We start from the raw sequence: 16,145 nt of genomic DNA, 5'->3' as shown, positions 1-16,145 counted from the left end.
AAAAAAGTCATGTGGTTATTTTTTTATTGAATAAAACTTAAATTAAACAGTAGATCCAACCGCAGAATTTAGGTAAAGTGAACTTTTACGATGTGAAGATGCTTGGAATTTAATTTAACATAGGAGTAGAAATGCGTTTGAATCAATGGATGACCTCTATCGCAGTGGGCTCGGTGCTTGCCAGTACTAATGTTTTGGCTACAAGTGTCCCTGTTCATGAACAGTTGCAAGTGCCTCAATGCCTTGCAGCAAAAATTGCTACTCCGTATGAGGTTTTGGCGGAAAATAAACAATTTAAAATCATTGATATTCCTGCAGCAGATGTGGATGCTCTCAGTCATCTGGCAGATAAAGTAAATTGCGGCCGTTTTGTGAATGTTAGCCACCACATACTCGGTTCTTTGCTGCCAGCGAAAAAGCAATCTGCCGAAAGAGTCCTGCACAAAAAAACAATTAAAGCAACACAACCACAAAGCACAGTATATGAGTTGAAACACCCAGATGAAGTTAATGAAGCATTACAGTATGTAACTCCAGATAATATTTGGAACACTTTGACGAAACTTACTTCATTCCATAATCGTTCAGCTACCAAAGATACTGGTGTGGATGCGGCAAAATGGTTGAAAAAAACTTTTGATGACATGGTCGCTGCAAGTGGTCGTATTGATACAGCAACCTTTTTCGTGAAAACAGGTAGTTATTATAAGCAACCTTCGTTAGTAACCGTCATTGGCAAAGACATCAAGGCGCCTGCAATAGTGATTGGAGCACATATGGACACGCTTGATGGACGTATGCCTGGTGCTGGGGATGATGGAAGCGGTTCCTCATCGGTTATGGAAATGGCACGAATTTTGTTATCTTCAAAAACAACGTTTAAACGTCCAATCTATATTATTTGGTATGCCGCTGAAGAGCGAGGTTTAGTAGGCTCTCAGTATGTTGTTGAGCATTTTATGGATAACTCGATTCCAGTAAAAGCCGCGATTCAGTTTGATATGACGGGTTATCGCGTGAATCCTAAAGATCCAACAATGTGGGTGTTTACCGATTATACAGACGAGAGTTTAAGTCATTTCGTAGCAGAATTAATCAGCAATTATGTGCAAGTTCCAGTTGCGTATTCAGAATGTGGCTATGGCTGCAGCGACCATGCTTCATGGGATGAAGTAGGTATTCCAGCGGCATTCCCATGCGAGTCTAATTTTGAAGATCACAACCCTTACATTCATAGTTCTAAGGATACTATGGACAGACTAAGCTTGGAACACATGACAAACTTTTCTAAATTGGCGTTGGCCTTTGCCATTGAAATGGCGTTAGAGTAATTTCAAAATGCCGCTGAGAGTCTGTTTATATTTCTATTATTTTGGTCAAGTAGCCTGATTTTCTGTGCTCGGTACTCGAAAATCAGACCTATTTGACTTAAACGAGAGAAATGTAAACAGACTCTATGCTTACGGAGGCATTTTTTCTTTTTTTAAATAATACGGAAAATCATAATGAATCAAAAAGCAGGATTATTCCTAGGTATATTCTTTTGTTTTATGGTAAGCAGCGTCACTTCAATGGCACAGGAAGGTAATCAGATGCTTCTTCCCCCCTGGTATTTATTAAAAAATCAGTTGAGTGCTACCCTAAATGCTGATCCTTGCGTGCATGTAGGGGATTTGACCGGCGATGGACTGGAAATGGAAATCAAAATTACGGTGTGTGATGAGGATAAAGCACGTGCTTTAGCCTCTTTTATTAATCGGGTTCATTATTTTGGTGATAATCTTGCTGTCACCGTAAAAATTTACTCAATTGATTCAATTCCAGTCGAAGCAATTTCCCCTAGTACCCTCAAAGAAACAGTAGAACTACTAAATCTGGCGCTTAAAGGCAATAAATATTTTGTGAAAGCACGACTCGGTACAAGACAGCAGGCTGGTACGGCATATGCACTCTTTAAGCCTATGATTGTTCAATATTACTCTGACGATATTAGTGATTGGTATCTCAATACAAATGAGGCAGCAGCCAAGGTTTTTGGTACAGTGTTTAACCTGGATCCCTATACAGAAGGTGCTGTTAAATTGTACGCAAGTACTACCATTATTGAAAAGGATAAGCCAATAAAATAATGCATAGGGAGCTTATGCACCCGGGTGCGCTGTATGAGGGAGCGGCTATTTGAGCGCAGGTCGTGACCTGCGCTCAAACTCAACCGAGTAAAAACTTACCTGGGGAGCAGAATAAGGGTGAAAACGTTGTAACCTGGAATTTTTAGCACAAAAATTCTTGCATAAAAAATATATGAGTTAACGGAAGAAATTGATTTAATTTGGGCCGTGAGCTAATGGCGGACAATGATATTCTTCGGTGTTCTCATTTTCGGAATTTACTGCTTGCAAAACAATAGGAAATTTCCATAAAAAGTAGAGATGTTTCAAAACATCGACTGTAGCTTGCCCCAAAGGTACTCTATTTTGCTGGGTGTACCGTAACGTCATTGAGCGATCACCTTGTAAATCAACAGAATAAATTTGAATATCAGGCTCCAAATAACCTAGATTGTATTGCCTTGATAACGCTTCTCTTATTTTTTGATATCCTGATTCATTATGAATTGCGTTGACGTAAAGCTCTGGACTACGATCGTCGTCTACGATATGAAATAATTTTAAATCACGAATTAATTTAGGGGATAAATATTGGGCAATGAAACTTTCATCTTTGAAATGACGCATCGCGTTATCTAAACTGCTTAACCAATCTGTATTGGCCAAATAAGGAAACCATGCTTTATCTTCTTCGGTAGGAGTTTCACAAATCCGCTTGATGTCTTGCATCATATGATATCCCAAGGTATAAGGATTTATGCCATTATAATAAGGGCTATTATAAGGCGGCTGCATGATGACATTGGTATGGCTTTGCAAGACTTCCAGCATGAATTCATCAGTTACTAGACCTTCGTCGTATAATGCATGCAAAAGGGTATAGTGCCAAAAGCAGGCCCATCCTTCATTCATCACCTTAGTTTGGCCTTGGGGATAAAAATATTGAGCCATTTTGCGTACGATACGCACGATTTCGCGCTGCCAAGGCTCTAATAAAGGGGCATTTTTTTCAATAAAATATAAAATATTTTCTTGTGGTTCTTCCGGGAAACGTTTCATCTTAGCTTGTTCGGTAACTTGTCTGCTTTGAGGAATGGTCCGCCATAATTCATTGACTTGAGATTGCATATAAATTTCGCGGTTTTGTTGGCGAATTTTTTCTTCCTGTATGGATAAAGGGGTTGGATGTTTATAGCGATCCACTCCATAGTTCATGAGGGCATGACACGCATCCAAGACTGCTTCCACTTCATTGATGCCATAGCGTTGCTCGCAATCACTGATGTATTTTCTTGCAAATACCAAATAATCAATGATGGCATCGGCAGAAGTCCACATTTTAAATAAATAATTATTTTTAAAAAATGAGTTATGACCATAACAGGCATGAGCAATCACTAAGGCTTGCATGGCCATGGTATTTTCTTCCATGAGATAGGAAATGCAAGGGTTTGAATTAATAACCAACTCATAGGCTAAGCCCATTTGTCCACGTTTATAACTTTTTTCAACACTGACAAAATGTTTGCCAAAGGACCAATGATGATAACCTATAGGCATACCTACTGAAGCATAAGCATCCATCATTTGCTCTGCAGTAATAACTTCTATTTGATTAGGATAAGTATCTAACTTAAAATCTTTGGCTATGCGTGCAATTTCACGATCATAGTCTTGAATCAATTCAAAGGTCCATTCTGCACCCGTGGATAGTGGCTTCTTCTTTTTCATGCAGTCTTCCTTTTAAATAGCTCATGAAATACGGGATAGATATCCGCCACTGTATCAATATTTTCCATGGCAAAATTAGGGTAACGCTCTTTTACGAGCTGATATACTTCCCATAAACTTTGGTGATGACGTGGCATAATTTCAATGTAAGCAAAATATTGTAACAGAGGCATAATTTTATCTTGAAGCAGCTCCTGACAATAGGGAGAGTCTGCATTCCAGTTATCCCCGTCTGATGCCTGCGCCACATAGATATTCCAAGCTTCTGGTGGATAGCGGCTTTCGATAATGGTACTCAGGAGTTCCAGGGCACTGGAAACTACGGTGCCTCCAGTTTCGCGCGAGTAAAAAAACTCCTCTTCATTCACTTCTTTAGCGGAAGTATGGTGCCGGATAAATACCAGTTCAATTTTTTCATAATTTTTGGTGAGAAACATATAAAGTAAGATAAAAAAGCGTTTTGCAATGTCTTTTTTTGCCTCATCCATTGAACCGGATACATCCATAACACAGAACATAACTGCTTGAGTCGAAGGTGAGGGAACACGAACGCGAAAGTTATATCTTAGATCAATGGTATCTATAAACGGTACGGTGTGTATTTTCTTCTTTAGATGCTCAATCTTTTTTTGCAGATTTTTCAGGACTTCAGCATCTGGAACAGGTTGAGCTTGCAGTTGCTCTAATTCTTCTTCAGCTTCTTTTAATTGCCTTTTGTAGGGTGATGCCAAAGCAACTCGGCGGCCGGTTGCTTGTTTCATTGAGCGAAGGACATTGATATTATTAGGAATGCCACTTGTAGTTACGCCCGCTCTTATCGTTTTGAAGGTACTAATGCGCGCCAACTCTTTTTTCACCAAGTCCGGTAATTCAAGATCTTCAAAGTACAGATCCAGAAACTCCTCCCGAGATAGTTCGAAAACAAAATTATCCTCGCCTTCACCGCTATCACTGGCATCTGAGCCATCGCCTCCGCTCCCCGAACCTCCACTGGGTCTTCTTATTCTATCGCCAGCAATAAAATTATCATTTCCTGGTAATACACGTTCAATGTGCCCACCTTGTCCCCGATGAAACATTGGTTCAGAAATGTCTTTGGCAGGAATTGTGATTTGTTCGCCCTGGTCAATTTCAGTAATACTTCGCTTGCCAACAGCATCGGAGACGGCACGTTTGATCTGATTTTTATAACGGCGAAGAAAACGTTGGCGATTAACCGTACTTTTTTTTCCTGCGTTTTGTCGTCTATCAATCAATTGCGACATAATTTAGCCCCACATAAAAACTTGCACCTATTTGTAGGTTGAGCGAAAAGCCCTAACCTAAGGAAAATTACCGTAAATCCCGGGCTACGATTTATGCGTTCGCCCAAACTACACCAGTACTTTAGCTTTCTCTCATAGGTGTGAGAGAAGGTTTTTTATTATTGTGACTTACGAACTCGCAAATACCATTCACAAAGCAAACGTACTTGTTTGCGTGTATATCCTTTATCAACCATTCGAGAAATAAACTCTTCATGTTTTTTCTTGTCATCTTCAGATGCTTTGGCATTGAAGGAGATAACGGGCAACAAATCCTCAGTATTAGTGAACATTTTTTTCTCAATTACTGATCTTAATTTTTCATAGCTATTCCACACTGGATTCTTACCGCGATTATTCGCACGAGCACGTAAAACAAAATTCACCACTTCATTACGAAAATCTTTTGGATTCGATATTCCAGCTGGCTTTTCTATTTTTTCAAGCTCTTGGTTTAATAAGGCACGGTCAAAAATTTCACCAGTATCTGGATCACGATAATCCTGATCTTGAATCCAGAAGTCGGCATAGGTGATATAGCGGTCGAAGATGTTTTGGCCATATTCAGAATATGATTCCAAATAGGCTGTTTGAATTTCTTTACCAATAAACTCCACATATTTGGGTGCAAGATATTCTTTGATAAAGCCCAAATAGGATTCCTGTACCTCTTGTGGGAATTGTTCTTGTTCAATTTGACGTTCCAACACATACATTAAATGCACAGGGTTTGCGGCTACTTCACTATGATCAAAATTAAACACTTTAGAAAGGATTTTGAAAGCGAAGCGTGTTGATACACCACTCATTCCTTCATCGACACCGGCAAAATCGCGGTACTCCTGATATGATTTTGCTTTGGGATCAGTGTCTTTTAAACTTTCTCCATTATACACCCGCATTTTGGAGTAAATGCTGGAGTTTTGCGGCTCTTTTAAACGAGTTAAAACAGAAAATTGCGCTAGCATGTCCAAAGTACCTGGAGCGCATTGGGCATGAGTCAAAGAGCTGTTATCAATGAGTTTTTGGTAAATTTTAATTTCTTCGGAAACGCGCAGACAATAAGGCACTTTGACTATGTTAATACGGTCTATAAATGCTTCATTATTTTTATTGTTTCTGAATGATTGCCATTCAGATTCATTCGAATGCGCTAAAATAATTCCCTCAAACGGAATGGAGGATAAGCCTTCAGTTGCATTGTAGTTACCTTCCTGGGTCGCTGTTAACAAGGGATGCAACACCTTGATTGGTGCTTTAAACATTTCAACAAACTCTAAAAGACCACGGTTTGCCCGGCACAATCCGCCAGAGTAACTGTATGCATCAGGATCATCTTGAGAATGTTCTTCTAATTTACGAATATCTACTTTACCGACCAGTGAAGAAATATCCTGATTGTTTTCATCTCCTGGCTCTGTTTTGGCAACAGCAATTTGTTTTAATCGTGAAGGTCTGACTTTAACTACTCTAAATTGACTAATATCACCGTTGTATTCATGTAAACGTTTCACTGCCCATGGTGACATCAAATAACGTAGGTATCGAGAGGGGATCCCGAAACGTTCTCGGAGTAACTCAGCATCTTCAACTGGATTAAATAAGGATAAAGGGGACTCAAATACGGGTGAACCTTTAATGGCATAAAAAGGTATTTTTTCCATTAAATCTTTTAATTTTTCAGCAATAGAAGATTTACCCCCTCCTACAGGTCCTAAGAGATAAAGGACTTGTTTGGTTTCTTCTAAGCCTTGGGCTGCATGCTTTAAAAAACCAACGATTTGCTCAATCGGCTCTTCCATGCCATAAAAATCTTGAAATACAGTATATCTTGGGATGATTTTATTGGAAAAGATCCTTGATAAAACAGGATCATGACGCGTATCGGTCATTTCAGGCTCGCCTATGGCCATTAACAAGCGCTCCGCTGGATTGGCATAAGCTGAAGGGTCATTTTTACACAATTCCAGGTATTCTTCCAAACTCATCTCTTCTTCTTTGCTATCGACAAAGCGTTTGGTATAACTGGTTAAAAAGTCTTGAGTATTCATATGCCATCCCCTTTATCCTTGAAGGATATATTGTGTTTCTTTACATTTATTGCATTTTACTGGTAAAAGCAATAAATGAATTTCCAGCTAACTTCGTAATACTTATAAAGATTGACCTAAGAAGTTACCCCTTTATAATCATTATAGGCTAAACTAAGAAAATTTTTATATAACTCAATAAACTTAATCGCATTTTTCATAGGATGTAATGATCATGCCTGACACAACCGTTTATTTAAAAAACTACCAGCCTCCTTTTTTTACAGTAAAGACTGTGAATTTAAATTTTGACCTGTATGATGATCATGCTTTGGTAAGTAGTGAGTTGAAATTAATCCGTCAACATGAAGGTCCCTTGCACTTGTATGGTGATGATTTGGAATTGGTTAGTGTACATATGAATGGCCAAAAACTGGAATCATCTGCCTATACGTTACAAGCGGATGCGCTTGTGATTGAAAATTGTCCCGATGAGCTCATACTCAATGTAGTAACGCGAATTTATCCGCAAAAAAACACTCAATTATCCGGGCTTTATCGCTCCAATCATTTGTTTTGTACTCAATGCGAAGCTGAGGGCTTTCGGCGCATTACTTATTTTCTAGACCGGCCTGATGTTTTAGCTGCTTATACTACACGAATATCAGCCGATAAAAAGCAATACCCTATTTTATTATCCAATGGAAATTTACTTGAATCAGGCGCTACTGATGATGGACGTCATTGGGTGGTTTGGAATGATCCTTTCAAAAAGCCATCGTATTTATTTGCGTTGGTTGCCGGAGATTTAGCGTGCATTCGCGATAAGTTTGTTACCTGTTCTGGCCGTACCATTGATCTGCGTATTTATGTTGAGCCAGGAAATGAAGATAAGTGTGCCCATGCGATGGAGTCTTTGAAAAAATCCATGCGCTGGGACGAAGAAGTCTATGGCCGGGAATATGATCTGGACATTTTTATGATTGTGGCGGTTAGCGACTTTAATATGGGGGCTATGGAGAATAAAGGATTAAATATTTTTAACTCCAAGTACATTCTTGCACGTCCTGATACCGCAACGGATCAAGATTTTGCTGATGTAGAGGGGGTGGTTGCTCATGAATATTTTCACAACTGGACTGGTAATCGAATTACTTGCCGTGACTGGTTTCAATTAAGTTTGAAAGAAGGCTTAACTGTTTTTCGCGACCAGGAATTTTCTCGGGATATGAATTCGCGAGATGTAAACCGAATTATGGATGTCAGGGCATTGCGAAGTGCTCAATTTCCTGAGGATGCTGGAGCAATGGCGCATCCCGTGAGACCAGAGTCTTATCAGGAAATAAATAATTTTTATACAGCCACAGTTTATAATAAGGGGGCTGAAGTAATACGCATGCAACATACGCTCTTGGGTAAAGCAGGTTTTAGAAGAGGTATGGATTTATATTTTAAACGTCATGATGGTCAGGCTGTTACTATTGATGATTTTGTTGCTGCGATGGAAGATGCCAATCATATTGATCTTACTCAATTTAAACGATGGTACAGTCAAGCGGGTACCCCAGAGGTAACAGTGACCAGTGAGTATGCGCAGGGAAAGCTGACCTTAAAAATGCAACAAAATTGCCCGCCAACTCCTGAGTGTAAGGATAAAAAGCCATTTCATATCCCTATTCGTGTTGCCTTATTTGATGCTCATGGGCATCAGATGTCGATTGAACAAGAGGTTTTAGAATTAAAAGAAGCAGAGCAGAGTTTTGCTTTTTCCGGTTTGAGTGAAAAGCCTGTTGTTTCATTACTACGCGAATTTTCTGCTCCGATTAAATTAAAATATGATTTGTCTCAAGAGGAATTGCTTTTTTTACTGCGGCATGAAGTGGATGGTTATGCCAAATGGGATGCAGCGCAAAATCTCGTTCTGAATTGCATTAAAGAATGCTTACAGCAACCGTCCAGCACATGGCAAATTCCTTCTGCTTTAGTTTCTGCTTTGAAGCATGTGCTGCTGGATGATTCATTAGATGCTGATTTGCGTGCGGAATTACTGACTCCTCCAGGTTTTGAGGATATTGCTACAAGGCTAGACAATGTGGACGTGAGCGCTGTAGAAAACGTCCGTGATTTTTTCCACCAGCAATTAGGATGGTTCTTGTATGAAACTGCTCAGTCGCTGTATCAACAACTATGGCAGATAGAAGATAACCGTATGAATGGACCGGCTTATGGTCGTAGGAAATTACGTAATGTTTGTCTATGGCTCATGATGAAAGCTAAGGAAGTGACTGCTTTAGATGTATGTGAACAGCAATATATGGCGGCGCAGACCATGACGGATCAAATCGCCAGTTTCTCCTTATTGGTAAATTGCACAAATCAGGGATTGCGAGAGCAAGCAATTGATGATTTTTATAAACAATGGTCTAGAGATGATTTGGTTTTAGATAAATGGTTTGCAATTCAAGCGACCAGTCAATTGCCGGACACTTTGACTCATGTAAAAGTATTATTAAAACATTCAGCTTTTAGTATTAAAAACCCCAATAAAGTCCGTGCGCTGATCGGTGCATTTTGTATGGCAAATCCACGCAATTTTCATGCTCTTGATGGAAGTGGTTATCATTTTTTAACTGAAATGTTGGTAACACTCGATAAAATTAACCCACAAGTTGCCGCGCGTTTAGCAAATCCATTTACTCGCTGGAAACGTTATGACAAGCCCAGACAAACGTTGATGCGAGAGCAATTGGAGCAATTAGCTAAGCTCGATTTATCACGTGATTTAGCTGAAGTAGTTTCTAAAAGCCTGATGGTAAGCTAAGAAGCAGTTTTTAGCCTGGGTTACGGCGTTGCTTGTCCTGGGCTGCAACATAGAACTTGGCTGTCCTGTATCTCATTGCTAGAATGCAACTTTTGTATTTTCAGCGGGAAGCGAATTCAAATGGTTACAAAAATCAGTGGGATTTAAAGTGTAATAAAGTCCTAAACCCACCTCACATAAGAAAACGACAAGAATGAGCATACCAAACAGGATGCAAATAAACTGTTTATTTTTCCTCTTTTTTTCATGTATTTTATTGAGAATGGTTTCGTTACTGTGAAATAAGCGGTCGCTTATTATTTTAATTACTGATTCTACGATAGCATCATGACATTGATGATTTTCCAATGCATGTAATCTACTTATAGAGGTTTGTAGTACAACTATAGGTTCAGTTGCGATCACCGTTAGTGTGCATGTGCGGTTTTGAATAACCCTCATTTCATCAAGTGTTTGACCTGAGGTCAGGGTGTCGATCAATTCAGGGACCGCATTTTCATTTTCTTTTTTATAGAGTCCAACTGTTCCTGAAACAATAATAAAAAAATCATCATTTAGCTCTCCTTCCTTAAGCAAAATATCGCCTTTTCCGAAAGTAGATCGTGATGAAATTGCCATGAATGCTTGATAGTTTTCCTCAGATAAATGATTTAATAATGGGCTGTTCCTCAGGATATTATTTTCATTTTCGGAAAAGTCGCTCATTGAATTTTCCCTTAACTCAACAAGAGTATCTTATTATATCTCTCTGCTCTTCAGTATCATTAGGATATTGAGGAACAAAAGAGATCAGTTACTTTAATTATTTGTAGAGAGATACGTTTTTTTCAAGAAATTAATTATTTATTCGGTGATTACTTCATTGAAATATAGCTAATTCCTTGATAATTTGCCCTGTACATCTACTCACGCTTAATATCGCATAAGCAGTGTGGTTAGGATTAAATTACGACGAGGAAAGGAGTATAGGGTTCTGTTGCTTTACCAATTCTCTTGTTTTTCTGATAATGCAGTAATTTGTTGTGAGTTATAGTGCTTCAGATACAATCAACTAACCAGAATAGGAGGGTAAAGGTGTCTCAGCGTTTTGCAGTTATTGGTAATCCTATTGCACATAGTTTATCTCCGATAATTCATCAGTGTTTTGCTAAACAAATGAATGTGCAACTGACTTACGAAAAAATTAAGGCAGATGATTCGTCCTTTGAGCAACAAGTATCTGATTTTTTTACTCAAAATGGCAAGGGGATGAATGTTACTTTACCTTTCAAGCAGCGCGCTTTTGCGATGGCGCAACAGCATAGTCTACGGTGTAAAAAGGCTGGGGCTGCAAATACATTATGGATGCAAGCAAATCAATTACATGCAGACAATACTGATGGTGTGGGATTAATTCGTGATTTGCATCGACATATCTTGGTTGAGGGAAAGCGTGTATTAATCTTAGGGGCAGGCGGAGCGGCACGCGGAATAGTTTATCCCCTATTGGAGCATCAGCCTGCTGAACTGCTTATTGGGAATCGTACTTTATCCAAAGCGGAGGAGTTTCAACGTGCTTTTCCGCAAACTCGATGTGTGAGCTTGAATGAGATTGAGGGCCCCTTTGATATCGTGATTAATGCGACTTCTGCCAGTTTGGCAGGAGAGTTTGTAGTGTTGCCGACCGCATGCATGTCAGCAAAACCATTTTGTTATGATTTATCTTATAAGCAAAACGGCATAACAGCATTTGTCCAATATGCTAGAGAGTCAGGTTGTGACGCGGTAGACGGCCTGGGAATGTTGGTAGAACAAGCTGCTGAGGCTTTTTTTATTTGGCACGGCATGAAGCCTGAAACCCAAGAGGTACTGACCTTTTTGCATGAGTTAGCGTAGCTTGCTGAGGAAAAAGCGGAGAGTCACTTCCTGTTTAGGACACAAAAAGCATTCTTATGCCTATTTTGTCGAACACACGTTAATTAATTAAGTGATTCAAATCCGATACTAAAGTTTTTACTTGAATAGGATGGTAAAAATAAGCCTGCATCTTTGCTTTTGGACTGATGAGTATAATTTCTGCTCCATGACTCATTGGGGTGGTTGAGATCGTAACATGCAGCTGCTTTTGTAAGGAATTTATCGTCGACATTTCTCCTCTAAGGGCTATAAAATTTGAATTAAATTGATGAATAAATTGGTTTAACCTTTGCAAGGAATCATGTTCAGGATCAACCGAAATGAAAATAATTCGAGGCCTTTTCTTTTTAGCCAGGCTTTCATAAGTTTGATTTAGCGTTTGCATAGTAAAAGGACAAATCATGGGACACAAACTAAAGCCAAAAAATAGTAAAGACCAATGACCTTCTAGTTGTTTTTCTGTAAATAAATTCCCATGATGATCAATTAGTTCAAAATGAGTGATGGATTGAGGTTGATCGAAATAAATTCCACCATCCAGTTTGACTGCGCTTTGATGAAAGGCAAAGTAAACAATGAGACTTATTGTGAGAATTAAATAGAAAAGGATTATCGTAATAATTTTAGTCGATTTTTTAGTCACTTTATGCAAAATATTCAATATAAAATCCTGCTACACTTAAAACAAAATATAAAGAATATTAACGGAAATGTATACTGATACTGACTTTTTTCAAGTGAATCCCCTGCCACTTAATCAATTAATAGGGGTCTATGATCCCAAATTGGTTGTTCTCTCTTTTTTAGTGGCAATAATGGCCTCTTATATAGCACTTGATTCAACAGGTCGCTTAAGAGATCACAATAATACAAAACAAGATGCGAGACTCTGGTTAGTGGGTGGTTCTATTGCCATGGGATCTGGAATTTGGTCTATGCATTTTATTGGGATGCTCTCATTCTCTATCCCTGGTCTCATTTTAGAGTACGATTTGATTTGGACCGTTTTTTCTCTTTTTGTTGCTATTTTGGCTTCTTGGTTCGCCTTGTTTTTATTAAAAAAATCAATAATTAATATAATTCATCTTCTTGCAGGTGGTTTCATTTTAGGATTAGCGATTGCTTCTATGCATTACACTGGAATGGCAGCAATGCTTATTTCTTTAAATATTGCTTACCTGCCTAGTCTATTTTTGTTATCAATCCTAGTGGCAATTCTTGCTTCAGTAGCAGCGATTTGGTTTGCCCTAAAAAGTAATACGGTTATTTTAAAATTAAGAAGCAGGATTAAAATTTTATCGGCAATCACTATGGGCTTGGCGATTTGTGGGATGCATTATACAGGAATGGCTGCGTCAGTGTTTACTCCCCTATGTACGCCCATCAGTATAAGCAGTTACCAAGGGCTTAATCAAACCGTCTTGGCAACTATAATTGCTGCATTGACTATAGTCATTTTAGGGGTTGCCTTTTTGGCTTCTTCTTATAAAGAAGCTAAAAATCAGCATCAGTTTGAAAAAGCACGTGAATTAGGTATGGCGGAAATCTCAGCCTCTGTTTTGCACAATGTGGGTAACGTACTGAATTCGGTTAATATTTCAGTCGAAACGGTGATAGCGAGCCAGAATTCATCACCCTTAAAAGATATAAAAAAATTAGCTGATCTATTTAACACTCATAAAGAAGATTTAGCCCTCTTTCTAAGTCAAGATCCGCACGGCATTCATGTGGTGGCGTATATTAATGAATTAGCTCAGTGTTGGAGCAAAGAACATGAACTGCAGTCAGGAGAATTAAAAGAAATTTCTAAAAATGTGGGACTTATCAAAAGCATCATATCTACCCAACAAAATGTTATCAAAGTGGATGACTTTGAGGAGATTATTTCTATTAATGATCTAGTTGATGAGACGCTTCTCTTATCAGGCATTTACCTAAAAAAAGATATTAAAATTACGAAAGAATATGGTGATATCAAACCTATTGTGGTGGACAAGATAAAATTGTTTCAAGTTCTAGGTAATCTTATGTCTAATGCAAAGGATGCGCTACTCGAATCGTCAAATCTAAATAAAACGCTAATTGTTAAAACGAGTTTGACAAATTATAAAGATAAAATTGAAATCCAGGTTTTTGATAATGGTATTGGTATTGAAAAAGAAAATTTAGATAAAATTTTTATTTTTGGTTTTACAACGAAACAATCGGGTCATGGATTTGGCCTTCATGCCTCTGCACTTGCTATAAATGAGTTGGGGGGAGAAATTCATGCTAATAGTGAGGGTATTGAAAAGGGTGCTACTTTTACCATTTACTTACCTAATCGCAAAGCAAGTTTTCTCAAAAAGATGAGAGGAGTAAATCATGAATAATCAAAATGATTTTAAAATCTTAATTATTGATGATAATCCTGCCATTCATCTTGACTTTCAAAAAATATTAAAAATAAGAGAATCAAGTGTTGCACTTAACAAACTCAATCACCTGGTTTTTGGGGATAATATAGAAGACGACTTGAAAAAATCAGAATTTGATGAAATTGATTTTCCTGCTTTTCAAATAGACTGCGTTTCTCAAGGAGAGGAAGGGGTTCAATACGTTCAACGGGCTTTAGAGCAGGGAGCTCCTTATGCCCTAGCTTTTGTTGATATTCGCATGCCTCCTGGGTTAGACGGGATTGAAACCATTAAACGTCTTTGGGCATTAGATGAGGAAATACAGATTGTAATTTGCACTGCATACTCCGATTATACATGGGAGAAAACTGTAGCAGAATTAGGGCTGAGCGACAATTTATTAATTCTCAAAAAACCCTTTGATAGTATTTCTGTAAGGCAATTAGCCTGTTCTTTAACAAAAAAATGGCGATTGATGCAAGAATCAAAAAATCGCGAGAAAATTTTGGAAAAAACTGTTGAAGAACGAACGGTTTCCTTACAAAAAACATTAGCAGTGCTGGAATATCAGTCAACCCATGATAGCTTAACCAAATTACCCAATCGGACTTGGCTTGTCGACAGGATGAGGCAGGAAATTTCTCGGGCTCAAAAACATCATTCAATGTTTGCCGTGATTTTTATCGATCTTGATCGATTTAAACTTATCAATGATAGTTTTAACCATGAGACAGGCGATATCCTATTGAAATTAATAGCAGAACGCCTGACTGAGGCCACAAGAAATGAAGATATCATTGGACGTTTAAGTGGTGATGAATTTATTTTTATTTCTGTTTCAGCAGAAATACATAAAATTGAACATGTCGAACATATTGCAAAAAGAATTTTAGATACAATCAATAAAAGTCTACATATCGGCCATCAAGATATTATAATTTCTGCAAGTCTTGGGATCAGCATTTATCCCCAAGATGGTTCAACAGTTGAAGAGCTTTTGCATAATGCTGATCTAGCGATGTATCGGGCAAAGGGCTTAGGTGGGAATCAATTTCAATTATATACCTCTGAATTGCAAGAAAAATGTATTGGGCGTTTAGAAAAAGAATCCGATCTTCGTCGTGGACTAATTGAAAACGAATTTTTTTTAGAATATCAACCCCAATATGACAGTAAGAATCAGAAGTTAATTGGGGTCGAAGCATTAATTCGCTGGCAACATCCGCAAAAGGGTCTTGTATTACCTACGGATTTTATACCAGTTGCGGAAGAAACGGGGCTTATTGTACCAATAGGTGAATGGGTTATTCAGACTGCTTGCACTCAAAATAAAGATTGGCAAGACAAAGGAATCCAGCCCTTTCCTATTTCAGTAAATATTGCAACGAAACAACTCATACAACCTAATTTTGCTACTATGGTTAAAAAGATATTAAAAACAAGCAAATTAGAGCCTAAATATCTGAAAGTAGAAGTCACTGAAAATGTCATTATCAATACAGAAAATGTGATTGAATCAATTAATGAATTGAAGAAACTTGGTGTAAGTATTGTACTGGATGATTTTGGTATGGGTAATTCAGGGTTCAATTATCTGAATAAACTGCCCATTGATCAATTAAAAATTGCTCAATCATTTATAAAAAATATTAATTTTAACCGATCAGATGAAGTGATTCTGCAAGCAATTATCGATATAGCAAGCAATTTACACTTGGATTTAATTGCCGAGGGTGTTGAAACCCCCGCTCAGTTGGAGTATTTAGAATCACATAATTGCCATAAATTCCAAGGGTTTTATTTTAATAAACCGATGTCAGCCAAACGGCTAGAACATTACCTAAAAATTTGACACTGAA

Annotated in this window: 11 protein-coding genes; 6 read left to right on the top strand and 5 right to left on the bottom strand. The window is 38.1% G+C overall.

Going from position 1 to position 16,145, the window contains the following annotated elements:
* Positions 1-131 precede the first annotated feature (131 nt).
* On the top strand, positions 132-1,331 hold the full coding sequence (gene lapA / locus Lpar_RS02995; protein ID WP_058516518.1) for an aminopeptidase LapA: 1,200 nt from the start codon (positions 132-134) through the stop codon (positions 1,329-1,331).
* 174 nt (positions 1,332-1,505) lie between these two features.
* Positions 1,506-2,129 (top strand): group-specific protein, encoded by a 624-nt coding sequence (locus tag Lpar_RS02990; RefSeq protein WP_172465757.1) that lies wholly within the window; start codon positions 1,506-1,508, stop codon positions 2,127-2,129.
* A gap of 195 nt (positions 2,130-2,324) precedes the next feature.
* Here the strand turns inward: Lpar_RS02990 and Lpar_RS02985 are convergent, their stop codons facing one another.
* The 3 genes from Lpar_RS02985 to Lpar_RS02975 all read right to left on the bottom strand — a co-directional run bounded on the left by Lpar_RS02985 (position 2,325) and on the right by Lpar_RS02975 (position 7,194).
* Entirely contained in the window at positions 2,325-3,839 is a 1,515-nt protein-coding gene (locus Lpar_RS02985; RefSeq protein WP_058516516.1) for a SpoVR family protein, read from the bottom strand.
* Positions 3,836-5,104, bottom strand: a complete 1,269-nt coding sequence (locus Lpar_RS02980) for a YeaH/YhbH family protein (RefSeq protein WP_058516515.1) — start codon at positions 5,102-5,104, stop codon at positions 3,836-3,838. Before Lpar_RS02980 ends, Lpar_RS02985 begins: the two co-directional genes overlap by 4 nt.
* 158 nt (positions 5,105-5,262) lie before the next feature.
* The gene (locus tag Lpar_RS02975; RefSeq protein ID WP_058516514.1) at positions 5,263-7,194 is read right to left on the bottom strand and encodes a PrkA family serine protein kinase; all 1,932 of its coding nucleotides are present in this window, start codon (positions 7,192-7,194) and stop codon (positions 5,263-5,265) included.
* A 214-nt stretch (positions 7,195-7,408) separates the two neighbouring features.
* Here Lpar_RS02975 and pepN point away from each other — a divergent pair, with 214 nt between their 5' ends.
* Positions 7,409-9,994, top strand: a complete 2,586-nt coding sequence (gene pepN / locus Lpar_RS02970) for an aminopeptidase N (protein WP_058516513.1) — start codon at positions 7,409-7,411, stop codon at positions 9,992-9,994.
* Between the two features lie 78 nt (positions 9,995-10,072).
* Here pepN and Lpar_RS02965 read toward each other — a convergent pair whose 3' ends face one another.
* A complete protein-coding gene (locus Lpar_RS02965; RefSeq protein WP_058516512.1) occupies positions 10,073-10,699 on the bottom strand; it encodes a Crp/Fnr family transcriptional regulator in 627 nt (208 codons plus the stop codon).
* A 369-nt stretch (positions 10,700-11,068) separates the two neighbouring features.
* On the opposite strand from Lpar_RS02965, the gene aroE reads away from it, so the two are divergent.
* On the top strand, positions 11,069-11,869 hold the full coding sequence (gene aroE / locus Lpar_RS02960) for a shikimate dehydrogenase (protein WP_058516511.1): 801 nt from the start codon (positions 11,069-11,071) through the stop codon (positions 11,867-11,869).
* A gap of 79 nt (positions 11,870-11,948) precedes the next feature.
* On the opposite strand, the gene Lpar_RS02955 is transcribed toward aroE, so the two are convergent.
* Positions 11,949-12,551: an SCO family protein gene (locus Lpar_RS02955; protein ID WP_058516510.1), complete on the bottom strand. Its 603-nt coding sequence runs from the start codon at positions 12,549-12,551 to the stop codon at positions 11,949-11,951.
* 49 nt (positions 12,552-12,600) lie between these two features.
* Between Lpar_RS02955 and Lpar_RS02950 the strand changes: the two genes are divergently transcribed.
* Together Lpar_RS02950 and Lpar_RS02945 are read left to right on the top strand one after the other, a co-directional pair.
* Positions 12,601-14,262, top strand: coding sequence for an MHYT domain-containing protein (locus Lpar_RS02950; protein WP_058516509.1), 1,662 nt, complete (start codon positions 12,601-12,603; stop codon positions 14,260-14,262).
* Positions 14,255-16,138, top strand: coding sequence for a two-component system response regulator (locus Lpar_RS02945; RefSeq protein ID WP_058516508.1), 1,884 nt, complete (start codon positions 14,255-14,257; stop codon positions 16,136-16,138). The genes Lpar_RS02950 and Lpar_RS02945 overlap by 8 nt, the downstream gene beginning before the upstream one ends.
* Positions 16,139-16,145: the final 7 nt, after the last annotated feature.

The organism is Legionella parisiensis, from assembly GCF_001467945.1.
Classification (GTDB): Bacteria; Pseudomonadota; Gammaproteobacteria; order Legionellales; family Legionellaceae; genus Legionella; species Legionella parisiensis.
The sequence above is the reverse complement of the archived record's forward strand: the minus strand, read 5'-3'. Positions and strand labels throughout refer to the sequence as shown.